This window comes from Microcoleus sp. B4-C2 (genome assembly GCF_036705265.1).
Lineage (GTDB): Bacteria > Cyanobacteriota > Cyanobacteriia > Cyanobacteriales > Microcoleaceae > Microcoleus.
In genome coordinates, this window is the sequence record NZ_JAUBUB010000094.1 from 9,147 (window position 1) to 24,848 (window position 15,702).

A 15,702-nucleotide genomic window follows, 5' to 3' on the forward strand; every position below is an offset into this window, starting at 1 on the left:
CAATTACTTTCACAGCTAGATAATGCCACGATCGCCCAAGTTACGGGCCTTAGCGTTGAGGATGTGCAGAATTTGCGCTCGACCAATTCATAGTTTAAAGTGGGCGATCGTACCTTGAGCCGATCGCCCACCCTCAACCCCTCGACATCGCAGACAGTGGCGCTACCCTCAAATCTGCTCTAAAATAATCAAAAATTATAAACAAGCCCAGAGGCGCTGAGGTGACTCCTAACGAGGGAACGGCAAACAGCAAAAGTCAGAAAATACCCGGCAAAACCCCCTTGGGTTCTAGTTACTACGGCTTGTTAGGGCTGCATCCTTCCGCATCGCCGATCGAAATTCGGCGATCGTACCGGGAACTGAGCAAACTCTACCATCCCGATACCACCGAGCTGCCGCCCGCAGTCGCCACCGCCAAATTTCAGCAGCTCAACAACGCCTACGCCACCCTCAGCAACCCAGAACGTCGCCTCGCCTACGACCTCAAAATAGGCTATTCTCGCCTGAACGTGATTCAGTCGCCCCCAGGCTTCAATACTCCGGTTTCGGGATCGGGCAAAAAAACTTCCAACTCCGCTTACCTAGATCCCACGGATCGACCCCTTTCTCCCGGAGAAATGTTCGCTCTGTTTATCATGGGAGCTAGCTTAATCGGATGTTTGGTACTGGCGATCGCGATCAGCTTAATTCGCGGCAATTAAAGCCTCCAATCCCAAATCTCCAATCTACAATCGGAAATCCCCAATCCGAAATCCCCAATCTAAAATCCAAAATCTAAAATCTAAAATCCCATGACTCTTCCTTCCGCTGACACTCCTTTGTACAACCATCCACTCCCGGAAATCGAGCAGTGGCTAAAAAGCCGCGGCTGCCAGCAAGATCGGCGAGAACTCCACTGCTGGCAGATCGAGCAACTTACATGGAAAGCAGAACTCTCCCTCGATATTGACCAACTTACCGTCCGCTACATCGATGCTGGAGCCGACGGCCAAGACATTCAGCGAGCATTCAAATACTCCCTCTCACGTCAAGACATTGAAGCGGCCGTTTTCTCCGGCCCCTAATTTGATTTTAGATTTTAGATTTTAGATTTTAGATTTGTCCTCCAATCTAAAATCTAAATTCGTTATGTTGAGCAGGAGATGACCTACTTGGAAACTAAAAAATCAACCAAAAAATCTAAAATCTAAAATCCCAAATCCAAAATCGTTAGACTTTGCCAAATCGGCGACTGCGCTTCTGATAATCAGACAAAGCGCGGTGAAACTCCGATCGATCAAAATCCGGCCACAGCGTCTCAGTAATGTAAATTTCCGAATAAGCCATTTGCCATAGTAGAAAATTGCTCAACCGCATTTCCCCGCTCGTCCGGATCAGCAAATCCGGGTCACAAACATCAGCAGTATACAAATAGCGTTTAAATAAAACCTCATCAATCTCCTCCGGCTGCAACTTGCCCTCTTTCACCTGAGTGGCGATCGCCCGACAAGCTTGTACAATCTCCTGACGCCCCCCGTAATTCGTCGCCACCGTAAACAAAATCCCCTGATTATGCTGAGTGGCCGTCACAGAACGCTCGATTTGGGCCTGCAAAGACTTCGGCAAAGCCTGCAAATTCCCCATAAATTGAATTTGCACGTCCTCGTCCACCATCTCCCGCAATTCTTGTCGCAACTTTCCCTCAAATAAACTCATTAAAAAATCCACTTCCCCGGCAGGCCGCCCCCAATTCTCCGTCGAAAAAGCATAGGCCGTTAAAGCTGGAATCCCCCAATCTTTGCAGCAGCGCAGCAGTTCCTTCAGAGTGCTAGCTCCTCGGCGGTGCCCCGCAATCCGCGGCAAGCCCTTCTTCTTAGCCCAGCGCCCGTTCCCGTCCATAATCACTGCTATGTGCTTAGGCAGTAGTTCCTGTTGCAGATCCTCCGGCAACTTTTCCAAGCAAATTCCTTGACTCATGGTTTCTCCCGATTACCCGACTAACGGCGCAGTATCCGTTTTAATAGCGTCACTCCCTTCAATCCTATCTGGCGTCCGAGATTGCCGATCGGAATTGGAGCCACAACTCTTTCTCCCTCGGACGGAAACAGCTTTGCTTCCAGCAATTCCTTAAGTTTGTTGCTAGTCAAAGGTCGATTTAAAAGTCCCATCTGGGCTAAAGAAATAGAACCCGTTTCCTCGGACACCACCACGCACACGCAAGCTTGCACCCGTTCCGTAATCCCCATCGCCGCCCGGTGGCGCGTTCCCAACTGCCGCGACGCAGTGCGATCGGACAAAGGCAAAATTACTCCCGCCGACACGATCCGCGAACCTCGAATCAAAACAGCCCCGTCGTGCAGCAAAGTTTGTGGCTGAAAGATAGTCTGCAACAATTCTTTAGAAACTTCAGCATTTAGCTTTAACCCCGGCACAGAAAAATCTCGATCGTCGATCGGAGAATCTGTTTCTATAATTAGTAAAGCGCCCGTCCGGTTTTGCGAAAGTTCTTTTACTGCGTCCACAATTTCATCTATTACGCTGTCCGGTTCGGGAGTTGGCCGGCGATCGCGTCCAAACAATTGCCGAAATTCCCCCCGACCCAATTGTTCCAGAAATCGGCGAAACTCCGACTGCAATATTACCGCCATTGCCACAGCCGAACCAGTCACCAAGCTATTTAGCGCAACGTGCAACAGCCTCAATCCAGCCCAGTTGCTCACCGCCGCCGCCAGCATCAAAATGATAAATCCCCGTACCATCCACAGCGTTCTGCGCTCGCCAACAATGACGAGCACCAAATACGCAAGGGCAAAAACCAGTCCAATATCGATCCCTTGAATCAATAAGGACTGAACCAGGGCCAAGTCAAAGCCAGATTGTTGATTGTTCATGGTTCATCGAACGCTACCGCCTGTGAACCGCGAACCGTGATGCACTCGAACCCGTGAACCATGAACAGTTGTTATAAGGAATACTCTGAAAATCCCCGTGTTTTTAGACCGGGGAGTGTCAATCCAATCGCGTGACTGAACAAGGCAAAAGTTAAAAGTGAAAAGGCAATCGTCACTAAGTAAACATGGATTGTCTTTCTTTTAACTTTTAACTTTTAACTTCTAAGTTTTTACTTTTGAGCTCCGAGTCGTTCAGGAAGGCGGTCAAGCCTTAGCAAATCCTGGTAAGTTTCCCGCTGTATAATCGTGTTAACTTCCCCATTTCTCACTAAAACCGCTGCCGGTCGGGGTACTCGGTTATAGTTAGAAGCCATGCTGTAATTGTATGCCCCTGTGGCCGTAACCGCGAGGACATCTCCGGCATGACACTCTGGCAATTTGGCATCTTTAATCAGAACATCTCCTGACTCGCAGTGTTTCCCAGCAATTGTCACTGTTTCCTTTAAGGGAGCAGACATTTTACCGGCTGCGAGGACTCGATAAACTGATTGATAGGTAATAGGACGCGGATTGTCCGACATCCCTCCATCCACAGCTAGATACGTCCGCATGGACGGAATGACTTTTTTAGAGCCAACGGTGTAAGCTGTAACGCAAGCTGTACCGACGAGCGATCGACCCGGTTCGCAAAGCAATTTTGGTAATGGCAATTGCTGCCGCTCGCAAGCTGCTACCACTGCGGAGCAAATTGTACGAGCCCAATCTTCAATGCTGGGAGGATCGTCCGCTTCAGTATAGCGAATGCCCAACCCGCCGCCAATATTAATTTCTGTCGCTGGCAAATCATAACTCTGTGCTTTAGTCAAGGCCTGAACTATGACTTCGGCTAAATCGTCATGGGGTTGCAGTTCAAAAATCTGAGAGCCGATGTGAGCGTGTACTCCCACGCAAAATAACGACGATTGTTGGCTGATGAATTTAAATACTCGATCGAGTGAGTTGGGATCAAAGCCAAATTTACTATCGATTTGACCCGTCTGAATGTACTCGTGGGTGTGACACTCAATTCCAGGAGTAAACCGCACCATAACTCGTGTCGGCCCACCTGTGAGGCTGCTGACACCCAATTCTCCCAACTCTGCTAGAGTCTCTAAATCCCGCCAATTGTCGGCTACGGTAATGCAGCCGCTTTCGACAGCTAGCTGGAGTTCCTCGCGGGACTTGTTGTTACCGTGGAAGTAGATTTTGTCGGGACTGACTCCGGCTTGCAGTGCAGTGTAGATTTCTCCGGCGGATACGACATCTATGCCTAAACCTTCGTCCGCTGCGATCGCGCAAACTGCCAAACAACTCCAAGCTTTAGAAGCATAGAGCACTTGAGATTCGCCCGGATAGTAACGCCCGAAAGCATCCCGGTACTGGGTACAAGCCGCCCGCAACGTTTCTTCGTCTAAAATATACAACGGCGAGCCAAATTGCTCCACCAAAGCTGTCACCTCGCAGCCTCCGATTTCCAACCGATCGCTGCTGTTAACACTGGCTGTCAGCGGTAACAGTTCTTGATTGGGCGATCGAGTTTGCAGAGCTTGTTGAGACTCAGACAGATACTTAAGTCCCGATTCCACCCCGAAAGATTGAGTTGATACCATCGCGCAATAACTATCCTTACGGTCTTTCCCAGTGTACAATTGACGGCAAGCAATTGGGTCAGTTGCCCCCAGATTCATTCCGCAAGCAGGCTGACTGACTGAGACTCGATCGAACTGGAGCATCCTTGCAGTGAGTAATGATCAAATCTCAAATCTCAAATCTCAAATTTAAAATCGACTGTGCGTTTTCTACAAATTAAACATCTCGCTGCAGAAGACCTCAACAGTGCAGTCGAACTCGATCGACTTTGTTTTGGGGGACTTTGGGCGATCGAAGGCTACAGGCGCGAGTTAGACAGTCCTAACAGCGATTTATTAGGTCTTTGGACATGGGAAACTGACGACTGTGAATCAGCTCAAAACCGGGCGGGCACGGAGACACCGCCCCTACAGATTCCGCCAACTCTCATTGGTATCGGTTGTTTGTGGGCGATTTTAGAAGAAGCTCACATTATCATGCTGGCAATTCATCCTCAGTTTCAAGGGCAGGGTTTGGGACAAGCTCTGCTTTTGGCTTTGCTAAAATCGGCTTGCGACAGGCAATTAGAACGGGCAACCTTAGAAGTGCGGGAATCGAATTTAGCCGCAGTTTACCTGTACAAAAAGTTTGGTTTTAAAGAGGCTGGACGGCGCAAGCGATACTACGAAGACACCGGAGAAGATGCTCTGGTAATGTGGCGCAGCGGTCTGGAAAAACCGGAATTTCAGCGAGATTTGGCGGATGAGAAACGGGAGATGTGCGATCGGCTGCATCAGAAAAACTGGCATTTGGCGATCGATAGTTTTGAGTTTTGAATGTAATTTGTTGTGCATTTAACTGGCATTGATAAATAATGGGTTACTCCATATCAATTTAGTTCAAAATCCTCATAGGGAATCAACCTCAGTATTGGACTAAACATCTGCCTGCCCGGCCATATTTACCGCTTTGCTTCGCGCTTCGATAATTTGACCTATCTCGCGCCCCAAGCTGGGTTGACGTTCAATCATCGTATTTACAGCATCCGAGTAGATAACAAGAACTTGCAAATCGTCAACGGCGGCGATCGATACCGGACTTGGTTCTCCACTAAACAGTGCCATCTAGCCAAAAAACTCACCGCGCCAGATAGTCATTACCTCACTAATTGATGCAGGAGCGATCGCACAACTGACAACATGAAGACTACCCAAATCTTCAACGAATCGGGGGCAAAATTTTAGATGAAGAAAGCCCAGCTCGCTGTCGCCATCCCAAACCAACATATTCGGGAGATGGGCTGCTGCTTAAGGATGAGTTTAGGGGATCGATCGCCCATCAAACTAATAAGTTTTGTGCAAAACCCGCCCTGTACTTCGAGAATTATCACTTTTGCACCTGCATGACAGCCAAAAAGATTATGCTAGAATCCATCAATACGCAGTCGTAGGTTGGGCACGGGCCGAGAAGAGCAATCTTCTTGCAGTCTAGGGGAGGTTGTAGGTCAGCCACCATTTGGGTCTTCCCAGTTGAAAGCCACCCTGCAACATGAGCCTGGAATCTGCAACCGCAGCCGAGTGCGGCAGATAGGTTGGGAGTGTCGCGCTAGAATAAGCAGTACGAGTTAACACTCGAACACAAACGCTCGTTGTGCGAGCGTGACCTCGAAACGGGCACATAGCAGCAGGTGATGGGAATAAATCATGTTTGAACGCTTCACAGAAAAAGCAATAAAAGTAATCATGTTGGCCCAGGAAGAAGCTCGCCGCCTGGGTCACAACTTCGTAGGGACAGAACAGATCCTCCTGGGTCTGATCGGAGAAGGAACCGGGGTTGCAGCGAAAGTCCTCAAATCAATGGGCGTCAACCTGAAAGACGCGCGCATTGAAGTGGAAAAAATCATCGGGCGCGGTTCCGGCTTCGTAGCAGTCGAAATTCCGTTCACTCCCCGCGCCAAGCGGGTTCTAGAACTATCCCTAGAAGAAGCTCGCCAACTCGGACACAATTATATAGGTACTGAACACCTGCTGCTGGGCCTGATCCGCGAAGGTGAAGGAGTAGCGGCCAGAGTCCTGGAAAATCTGGGAGTAGACTTGTCGAAAGTCCGCACCCAAGTGATTCGGATGCTGGGAGAAACCGCAGAAGTCGCAGCCACGGGCGGCGGTGCCCGCACCAAGACTCCAACCCTGGATGAATTTGGAGCCAACCTGACTCAAATGGCGGTCGATGGCAAACTAGACCCAGTAGTCGGACGCCAAAAAGAAATCGAACGGGTAATTCAAATCCTCGGTCGCCGCACGAAAAATAACCCGGTGCTCATCGGGGAACCCGGAGTCGGTAAAACCGCGATCGCCGAAGGTCTCGCCCAGCGCATTGCTAACAACGATATCCCAGACATCCTCGAAGAAAAGCGCGTTGTTACCCTCGACATCGGCTTGCTGGTTGCCGGTACTAAATACCGGGGCGAATTTGAAGAACGCCTCAAAAAAATCATGGACGAAATCCGCACAGCGGGTAACGTGATTTTGGTGATTGACGAAGTGCACACTTTGATCGGTGCGGGTGCGGCTGAAGGCGCGATCGACGCAGCCAACATCCTCAAGCCGGCTTTGGCTAGAGGCGAGCTCCAGTGTATCGGTGCTACCACCCTAGACGAGTACCGCAAGCACATCGAGCGCGATGCAGCCCTAGAACGGCGCTTCCAGCCCGTTATGGTCGGCGAACCGACTGTAGACGAGACGATCGAGATTCTCTTCGGTCTGCGGGAACGCTACGAACAGCACCACAAGCTGAAAATTTTGGACACGGCCCTGGAAGCTGCAGCCAAACTCTCACATCGGTACATCTCCGATCGCTTCCTACCAGACAAAGCAATTGACTTGGTAGACGAAGCTGGTTCGAGAGTTCGCCTGATCAACTCCCAACTGCCCCCCGCAGCCAAAGAACTTGACAAAGAACTCCGCCAAGTCCTCAAAGATAAAGACGAAGCGGTGCGTTCTCAAGACTTTGACAAAGCCGGCGAATTGCGCGATCGAGAAATGACCATTAAAGCCGAAATTCGCGCTATTTCCCAAGCTAAAAAAACCGACTCGGCCCGTACCGGCGAAACCGACCCATCGCCAGTTGTCACCGAAGAAGACATTGCTCAAATCGTGGCAAGCTGGACGGGCGTCCCGGTCAACAAACTGACCGAATCCGAATCCGAAAAGCTGCTGCACATGGAAGATACCTTGCACCAGCGCTTGATCGGCCAGGAAGAAGCAGTGAAAGCCGTTTCCCGCGCCATCCGTCGCGCTCGCGTTGGCTTGAAAAATCCCAATCGCCCGATCGCCAGTTTCATCTTCTCCGGGCCTACCGGCGTCGGCAAAACCGAACTCACCAAAGCCCTAGCAGGCTACTTCTTCGGTTCCGAAGACGCGATGATTCGCCTGGATATGTCCGAATACATGGAACGTCACACCGTCTCCAAACTCATCGGTTCTCCGCCAGGGTACGTCGGCTACAACGAAGGCGGCCAACTCACAGAAGCAGTCCGCCGCCGTCCTTACACTGTCGTTCTGTTCGACGAAATCGAAAAAGCCCACCCCGATGTCTTCAATATGCTGTTGCAAATATTGGAAGACGGCCGCTTAACAGATGCCAAAGGCCGCACCGTGGACTTCAAAAACACGCTGCTGATTATGACCTCCAACATCGGTTCTAAGGTGATTGAAAAAGGTGGCGGCGGCCTCGGCTTCGAGTTCAGCGACAACCAAGCCGATGCTAATTACAACCGCATTCGTTCTTTGGTTAACGAAGAACTCAAAAACTACTTCCGCCCCGAATTCCTCAACCGACTCGACGAAATTATCGTCTTCCGCCAGTTGAACAGGGAAGAAGTCAAAGAAATCGCCGTCATTATGCTCAAAGAAGTGTTCAGCCGTTTGACAGAACAGGGAATCACCCTGGAAGTGACCGAAAAATTCAAAGAACGGCTGGTAGAAGAAGGCTACAACCCCAGCTACGGAGCCCGACCCCTGCGCCGCGCCATTATGCGCTTGCTGGAAGACAGCTTGGCTGAGGAAATCCTTTCTGGCCGCATCAAAGACGGCGACACCGCTGTTGTGGATGTGGGTGAGGACGGAATTGTTAAGGTGCTGCAAGGTCAAAAGCGGGAATTGCTGCCCCAAGGCGTTGAGTAAGTTTGAGTAAGTGCGATCGCGAGTTAAGTTGGGAAACAACCAATCTCGTAATCGCAAACAACTCAAAATCCTCACATAAAAAAGGTAGAGAATTTAAATTCTCTGCCTTTTTTATGAGTTAATATCAAGAGGAGACTTATTGTATAAATCTTTGATTGATAGGGAAATCGCAGGTGCAACGCCGATGCCTTTCTTGATACTTTGCAAATGCCTGCACTTCACGTCTAGTAATTAACAGCGACATACTTCAATGGTAAGCTGTACTGCATTTAAATTGTATATTTTGGGCTGGTTCGCGTGTGCAGCTAGTCATGGTTTGATGATTTGTAGAGATGCAATTTAAATGCTGATGAGCTTAATCAGATAATTAGTGGCAACTATATAGCGAGGACTTTCATGACATCTGAAAAAAAGAATTTGGGTACAGAAGTAGCAGAAAATCCGCCTGAAAGCTGGTGGCAGAAAGCGTGGAAGTCGCAGCGAGAAAATCTTCAGATAGTGATTATTGCTTTGAGTTTAGCAATAGTGATTCGAGCCTTGGTCGCCGAACCGCGCTACATACCCTCAGATTCTATGGTACCCACTCTGCACGTGGGCGATCGCGTCGTCGTCGAAAAAATCTCCTACTACCTCGAACCTCCAAAAACTGGGGACATCGTAGTATTTGCCCCGCCCGAAAAGTTGCAAGAACAAGGCTTTACTCAAGACCAAGCATTCATCAAGCGGGTAATTGGCTTACCGGGTCAAACCGTCGCCGTTAAAAAAGGTTTAGTTTATCTCAACGACAAACCCCTGGTCGAAAAATATATTGCCGAACCTCCTAAATACCAGTGGGGGCCTTATCGCGTTCCAGAAAATGAATACTTTGTGATGGGAGACAACCGCAACAACAGCAACGACTCCAGCAGGTGGGGATTTTTACCTAAGCAGAATATCATCGGCCGCGCTGTAGTGCGGTTTTGGCCTCTAGAACGCATCGGGGAAGTTTGAAGTCAGTTGACTGTTGACAGTTGACTGTTGACAGTTGACTGTTGTCATCGCAAGCCCGATGTCCGATGCCCGATGCCTCTCCTGTACGGAAATTTCTACTTATTCTTGTACCTTGAGGGGTAGGGACTTCCTCCGGCAACTGATAAAATAGTAGAAAAAGCAGCGGGATTTCTCGCTTAGATCAAAATTAGTAGAATATTAAAAAATTAGGAAAGCTATGGGATTTTTTGATTCAGAAATTGTTCAGCAAGAAGCCAAACTGTTGTTTGAAGACTATCAATCTCTCATCAAACTAGGTGGCAATTACGGCAAATTCGATCGCGAAGGCAAGAAAATGTTCATTGCTCAGATGGAATCGATGATGGAGCGCTACCGTATTTTTATGAAGCGCTTTGAGCTGTCTGAGGACTTCATGGCTCAGATGACTGTAGAGCAGTTAAAAACACAGCTCAATCAATTTGGCATCACGCCCCAGCAGATGTTTGAGCAAATGAACTCAACGCTGGAGCGGATGAAATCTGAGCTGGAAAAACAATCCTAGTGTCAGAAGGAAGAAGGAAGGCACAACACGGATGTTGACACGGATACACGGATTAATTATCGAGTGTGAGCCAGAAGCCAGAAGTCAATCGATTTTAGATTTTAGATTTTAGATTTTAGATTGAAGCATTGACCCCACGCATAAATTCGGGGGCTTGTTTATCTGATACAGGTTTTTTATTTCTCCACGGATGAATCCGGGGCTTGTATCCTGGATTCTTTCGGTCAGAGGAGAAATAATTGGTAATTGTCAACTGCCAACTGTCAATTGTCAACTGTCAAACACCAACTGCCAACTGCCAACAGTCAACTGACAACTGACAACTGACTGATAATTAAGGGCGCTCAAAAGCTGAAGGAGGTTTGAAACTTTCTGCGGGAACTCCCTGCAAAGCTTGGCTCATAAAATCGCGCCAAACAGGGGCGACAATCCCACCGCCAGTAGCACCGTAGCTCATGGGTCTATAATTGTCGTTGCCCATCCAAACAGCCACCGACAACTGCGGCACGTAACCCACAAACCAGATATCCCGTTCTGAGGAAGTTGTACCAGTTTTCCCAGCAGCCGGCCGGCCAAGTTGAGCCGCCCTTGCCGTTCCGCTGGTAATTACGCCTTGCAGGGCGCTGTTGACAGATGCCGCCGCCCAGGAATTGAGAACTAATTTGGGTTTGGGCGTATTGTCGAGCAAGACATTGCCACTGCTGTCAGTGACTTGCACGATAAACGTGGTGTCAGAATGCCAGCCGTTGTTCGCGAAGGTAGCAAAAGATCCGGCCATTTCTAAAGGAGTGAGGTCAACTGCACCCAAGGGCAAAGAAATCACCGGTTCCATCGGACTTCTGATGCCGAGCACGCGGCAAATCTCAATCACTTTATTCAATCCGACTTCTTGACCAAGCTTGACGGCGGGAATGTTCAGAGAGACTTCCAATGCTCTGCGGATGCTGACAGCACCGGAGAAGCCGCCACCGTAGTTTTGAGGGTAGTAGTAGCCGTCGCCGTCGCGGTAGCCGACAGGGGAGTCGTAGACAACTGAATCCGGGGCGTATTTGCCGCTAGCAAAGGCAGCGTAGTAGATAAAAGGTTTAAAAGCAGATCCGGGCTGGCGACGTGCTTGAATGGCGCGGTTGAACTGACTCTTTTCGTAATCGACGCCGCCAACCATTGCTTTGACGAAGTGGGTGCGGGGATCGACGGCGGCTAGGGCAATTTGACCTTCCTGGCGATCGTAAAACAGGCCCTGGTAGTAAAGCCGATTGTGCCACGCTTTGACGGTTTCTTCGGCTATGCGCTGCATTTTGAGGTCGATCGTGGTTTGAACGCGCATTCCTCCCTTAACCACGGCATCTCGCCCGAAACGCCTAGTCAGTTCCTGGACTACGGCTTGTGTTACGTAAGGAACTTGAGAGCCGCCAAAAGAGGTAATTTTCCCTAGCTTAATTTTTTCCTGGCGGGCTGCCGTTTCTTGGGCCGGCGTAATCCATTTAAGATCCTTCATGCGGCCTAAAACGAGGGCTTGCCGCTCTTTTGCCAATTTGTAATTGACGAAAGGACTGTATTCTTCGGGGGCAGAAATTAAGCCGGCCAGCATCGCTGCTTCTGAAAGAGTCAAATTACTTGCTGATTTGTTGAAATAGCTTCGAGAGGCTGTCTCTACGCCGTACAAGTTGTGACCTAAGTAGATTTGATTCAGGTATAGTTGCAGAATTTGGTCTTTGTTGAGAATTTGCTCCAAGCGGATAGACATTACCGCTTCAGCTACCTTGCGACTAAATTTTGACTGGGGAGATAGGAACAGGTTCTTGACTAGCTGCATAGTCATAGTCGAGCCGCCTTCAACGGTTCTACCTTTCTCTAGGTTGACCATCAGAGCTCGGGCTATCCCGCCGGGGTTGATGCCTTTGTGCGTGAAGAAGTTGCTATCTTCGATCGCCAGAACAGCTCGTTTCAGGTTCGGGGAGATTTGGTCAAGGGGTACGACATCCCGGTTGGCTTCGTCGTGGATGCTAGCTAGGGGCTTGCCGTTGATGTCGTAAATGTGGGTAGTTTCTGTGGGAGAGTAGGTTTGCAAGATCCGAACATCTGGCAAATTGCGGAAGCTGATCGCTAAGCCAACCAGTCCACCAGCGACTACGGAACTGGCAAGCATTGTCATGCTGAGTATGGTTCCGGCGGTCACTTTACTGACTGACTGAACAAACTCGAATACGGGGGCTGAGTTTTCCGTGTTATTGCGGACTGCGTTGGTTGACACGTGGATTTCACTTCCTCACTCGATTTGGGGTTTAAGACTTTTAATTTTAGATGCGAAACCTAGAGACTGTCAGTCGATTTTAGATTTTAGATTTTAGATTTTAGATTTATTCCACAGATGGATCTGGGAGTTTGAACAAGAGTCTAAAATTTGGGGATCTCCACGACTGTTGTCGGGGACTGGTATCCGTTTTTGGGCGGGGTCAGCTAATGAAAGCCGGTCAGCTTTGGGATTATAGTAGCTTGGTAGTTATGTTTTTATGCGTCAACCAGTGAGTGTAACTAATTCTGCTGCACTTTGGCAAAATATGATGGACGATCGCTCCCCGATGATAACTCCTAACCTTTCAGCGCTTTACCGCGGCGTCAGCGAGATTTTTCCAGATCGACCTGATTCTAGCAACTCTGACGAAAATTTAGCCCAACTCCTGGCAAAAGTCGATCGACCTTTGCGAGTCAAACTGGGAATCGACGCCACAGGGGCGGACATTCACTTGGGACACAGCATTTGCTTCCGCAAACTGCGGGCTTTTCAGGATGCCGGTCACACAGCGGTACTGGTCATCGGAGATTTTACCGCAAGAATTGGCGATCCGACAGGAAAGTCCGAGATGCGAAGCCAGTTGACTGCCGAACAAGTCGCGGAAAATGCCAAAACTTATTTAGACCAAGTGCGTCCGATTCTAGATTTTGACACGCCCGGACGTTTGGAAATTCGCTATAACTCCGAGTGGTTGTCGAAATTGGACTTGGCGAAGATTTTGGAACTGCTGAAGACGATGACGGTGCAGCAGATGCTCGCTAAAGAGGGATTTGATAATCGGATGCAGCAGGAAAATGCGATTTATCTGCATGAGTTTCTGTACCCACTAATGCAGGGTTACGATTCGGTGGCTTTGGAGGCTGATGTGGAGTTGGGGGGAACTGACCAAAAGTTTAATATTGCGGTGGGGAGAGATTTGCAGCGGCATTTTGGGATGAAGCCGCAGTTTGGTTTGCTGATGCCGATTTTGATAGGGACTGACGGGGTGCAGAAGATGTCGAAATCTTTGGGCAATTATGTGGCTTTGTCGGAAGACCCGCTGACGATGTATTCTAAGTTGGAGAAAATTGCTGATAGTTCGATCGCCCAATATTTTGAACTATTGACAGATTTGCCACTTGATGAATTGCCCGAAAATCCGCGAGAAAAACAGAAACTTTTGGCTTTGGATGTGGTGCGCCAGTATCGCGGTTCGGAAGCGGCGGAACGCGCACAACAAGATGCAATTGCGCTGGTTAAAGGTGCTGCGGGACAAGCTGATGCTGTGGCGGAGTTTTCTTTGGCAAGTGTGCAGTTTCCGGCTAAGTTGTTTTATATTCTCAGTGCTAGCGGGCTTTGTAAAAGCAGCGGTGATGCGCGGAAGTTGATGCAGGGCGGTGGGGTGAAGTTGGAGGGCGATCGGGTTTCTGATGTTAACCTTACTTTTGAATCACCGGCTGATTTAGGCGGTAAGGTTTTGCAGGTGGGGAAGAATAAGTTTGTGCGATTGGTGTCTTGAATAGACATCTCCAATAATTATTGTGGAACAGGCATCTTGCCTGTTCAAAACAGGCAATTATTGCGATGACTAATCTATTTTTTTAACCGCAGATGAATACTGAAGATGAACGCGCTATGAACGCTGATAATCGAATTATTGTTGCTTTGGATGTTTCGAGTCAAGAAGAGGCGATCGCACTTCTGGACAAACTGCCTGATGTATCTTTCTGGAAAGTGGGTTTGGAACTGTTTGTGAGTTCCGGGCCGGGGATTCTGGAAATTTTAAAACAGCGAGAAAAGCGGATTTTTCTCGATTTGAAGTTTCACGATATCCCGAATACTGTGGCTGGTGCTTGTCGGGCGGCTGCTAAGTATAATGTGGATTTATTGACTATCCATTCTACTTGTGGTAAAGATGCTTTGAAAGCGGCACAGTTGGCTTTGACTGAAGGGGCGGCGGCTGTGGATAAACCGACTCCTAAGTTGATTGCTATTACTCTGTTGACGAGTTTGAATTCGCGACAGTTGGCTTTTGAGTTGAAAATACCTTTGGAGTTGCCGGAATATGCTTTGCACATGGCATTATTGGCTAAGGAAACGGGTTTAGCTGGGGCTGTTTGTTCTCCGCAAGAGGTGGAACAGTTAAGGATGAGTTGCGGGGATGATTTTGTGTTAGTTTGTCCCGGTGTACGTCCGAAATGGGCCGATGGAGGCGATCAAAAACGATCGATGACTCCAAAAGCCGCATTTAAAGCTGGTGCGGATTATCTGGTGATTGGGCGCCCGATTACTGCTTCGGATGATCCGGCGGCGGCTTTTGCGCGGATTTGTGAAGAGTTGGAGTAACAATATGAATGTTGTTTTTAACTCACATCTTGCACCATTCTCAAGAACAGGCAAGATGCCTGTTCCACAAGAAAATTCACTCTTTGTGGAACAGGCATCTTGCCTGTTCATAAAAGGCTTATTGAGAATGGTGCAACATCTCAGTTTTAACCGCCGATAAACGCCGATGAACGCCAATGGAATTTTATCTGCGTTCATCTGTGTTTATCTGCTGATATCTGCGGTTGCAACTCCGACTTTGGCTGCTAATTTTGTCACAAATCGCGATCGCACTATAAACGCAAGTGGGTATGGTTGGTTAGCGCGATCGCCCTGTCCGGCTGATTTGGAAACTTTGGTCGATCGCCTGTTGCAAGATTTGCCGAGTTATGCTAATCGCGTAATTGTGCGATCGCACTTTTCTCCTAACACTAACACACCGCCCGGTTACGCGCTGCCTCAAATAATTTTAGCGGGCCGCCCGGAGTTTGAACCGTTACCTTTAAATTTTGAAGATGCACTTCCTGAAAATGCCAGTCAAGTTTTCATTACTACTTTGGAACGGCAGTATCGCGGGGAAAAACGAGTTGAAATTCAGCAATATCATTGGTTGTTTTTAACTAAAACGGAAAACGGTTGGGAATTGGCAAAACTTGTTTCTCGGTTTGGTAATGCGGCTGATATTCGTCCTTTATTAAGTCAAGATAGTGAAAGCGAAATTGCTGAGGCTATTCGTTTGTGGTTGCGCGATTGTCGTGCAAAGCCATAATTTTCGCTGGTTCAAATGATTTTTTTTACACTTAAAAATAGCCTCTTGAAAGCACGTCATCTTCGTCTAGGGCGTCGGTTCAGTATTAGGAGTTGACAAAACAAACTGAAAATGATATGTGAATTGAGAAGCCTGTTAAATTC

General features: G+C 48.7%; 14 protein-coding genes. 9 read left to right on the plus strand and 5 right to left on the minus strand.

The window, feature by feature from the left end:
* Positions 1 to 221 precede the first annotated feature (221 nt).
* Positions 222 to 701: a J domain-containing protein gene (locus tag QUB20_RS22835; protein WP_333249637.1), complete on the plus strand. Its 480-nt coding sequence runs from the start codon at positions 222 to 224 to the stop codon at positions 699 to 701.
* A 90-nt stretch (positions 702 to 791) separates the two neighbouring features.
* Complete coding sequence (locus QUB20_RS22840; RefSeq protein WP_333039717.1) at positions 792 to 1,064, plus strand: DUF3143 domain-containing protein; 273 nt, start codon at positions 792 to 794, stop codon at positions 1,062 to 1,064.
* A gap of 145 nt (positions 1,065 to 1,209) precedes the next feature.
* On the opposite strand, the gene QUB20_RS22845 is transcribed toward QUB20_RS22840, so the two are convergent.
* From QUB20_RS22845 to lysA, 3 genes are all read right to left on the minus strand, one after another.
* Positions 1,210 to 1,956, minus strand: coding sequence for an isoprenyl transferase (locus QUB20_RS22845; RefSeq protein WP_333237832.1), 747 nt, complete (start codon positions 1,954 to 1,956; stop codon positions 1,210 to 1,212).
* 20 nt (positions 1,957 to 1,976) lie between these two features.
* Positions 1,977 to 2,870: a diadenylate cyclase CdaA gene (cdaA, locus tag QUB20_RS22850; protein ID WP_333055496.1), complete on the minus strand. Its 894-nt coding sequence runs from the start codon at positions 2,868 to 2,870 to the stop codon at positions 1,977 to 1,979.
* Between the two features lie 230 nt (positions 2,871 to 3,100).
* Entirely contained in the window at positions 3,101 to 4,519 is a 1,419-nt protein-coding gene (gene lysA, locus QUB20_RS22855; protein ID WP_333249650.1) for a diaminopimelate decarboxylase, read from the minus strand.
* Between the two features lie 180 nt (positions 4,520 to 4,699).
* On the opposite strand from lysA, the gene rimI reads away from it, so the two are divergent.
* Positions 4,700 to 5,314: a ribosomal protein S18-alanine N-acetyltransferase gene (rimI, locus tag QUB20_RS22860; RefSeq protein ID WP_333249640.1), complete on the plus strand. Its 615-nt coding sequence runs from the start codon at positions 4,700 to 4,702 to the stop codon at positions 5,312 to 5,314.
* Positions 5,315 to 5,413: 99 nt separating this feature from the next.
* Here the strand turns inward: rimI and QUB20_RS22865 are convergent, their stop codons facing one another.
* Positions 5,414 to 5,602 (minus strand): hypothetical protein, encoded by a 189-nt coding sequence (locus tag QUB20_RS22865; RefSeq protein WP_333249642.1) that lies wholly within the window; start codon positions 5,600 to 5,602, stop codon positions 5,414 to 5,416.
* Between the two features lie 579 nt (positions 5,603 to 6,181).
* Between QUB20_RS22865 and QUB20_RS22870 the strand changes: the two genes are divergently transcribed.
* From QUB20_RS22870 to QUB20_RS22880, 3 genes are all read left to right on the plus strand, one after another.
* Entirely contained in the window at positions 6,182 to 8,659 is a 2,478-nt protein-coding gene (locus QUB20_RS22870) for an ATP-dependent Clp protease ATP-binding subunit (protein WP_333055947.1), read from the plus strand.
* A gap of 396 nt (positions 8,660 to 9,055) precedes the next feature.
* A complete protein-coding gene (gene lepB, locus QUB20_RS22875) occupies positions 9,056 to 9,649 on the plus strand; it encodes a signal peptidase I (protein WP_333055946.1) in 594 nt (197 codons plus the stop codon).
* A 217-nt stretch (positions 9,650 to 9,866) separates the two neighbouring features.
* Positions 9,867 to 10,190: a DUF1825 family protein gene (locus tag QUB20_RS22880; protein ID WP_006632589.1), complete on the plus strand. Its 324-nt coding sequence runs from the start codon at positions 9,867 to 9,869 to the stop codon at positions 10,188 to 10,190.
* Between the two features lie 334 nt (positions 10,191 to 10,524).
* Here QUB20_RS22880 and QUB20_RS22885 read toward each other — a convergent pair whose 3' ends face one another.
* Complete coding sequence (locus QUB20_RS22885; protein WP_333249644.1) at positions 10,525 to 12,444, minus strand: transglycosylase domain-containing protein; 1,920 nt, start codon at positions 12,442 to 12,444, stop codon at positions 10,525 to 10,527.
* 307 nt (positions 12,445 to 12,751) lie between these two features.
* Between QUB20_RS22885 and tyrS the strand changes: the two genes are divergently transcribed.
* The 3 genes from tyrS to QUB20_RS22900 all read left to right on the plus strand — a co-directional run bounded on the left by tyrS (position 12,752) and on the right by QUB20_RS22900 (position 15,559).
* Entirely contained in the window at positions 12,752 to 13,984 is a 1,233-nt protein-coding gene (gene tyrS / locus QUB20_RS22890) for a tyrosine--tRNA ligase (protein WP_333249652.1), read from the plus strand.
* 116 nt (positions 13,985 to 14,100) lie between these two features.
* Positions 14,101 to 14,811 (plus strand): orotidine-5'-phosphate decarboxylase, encoded by a 711-nt coding sequence (pyrF, locus tag QUB20_RS22895; RefSeq protein WP_333249646.1) that lies wholly within the window; start codon positions 14,101 to 14,103, stop codon positions 14,809 to 14,811.
* A 166-nt stretch (positions 14,812 to 14,977) separates the two neighbouring features.
* The gene (locus QUB20_RS22900; protein WP_333249648.1) at positions 14,978 to 15,559 is read left to right on the plus strand and encodes a hypothetical protein; all 582 of its coding nucleotides are present in this window, start codon (positions 14,978 to 14,980) and stop codon (positions 15,557 to 15,559) included.
* Positions 15,560 to 15,702: the final 143 nt, after the last annotated feature.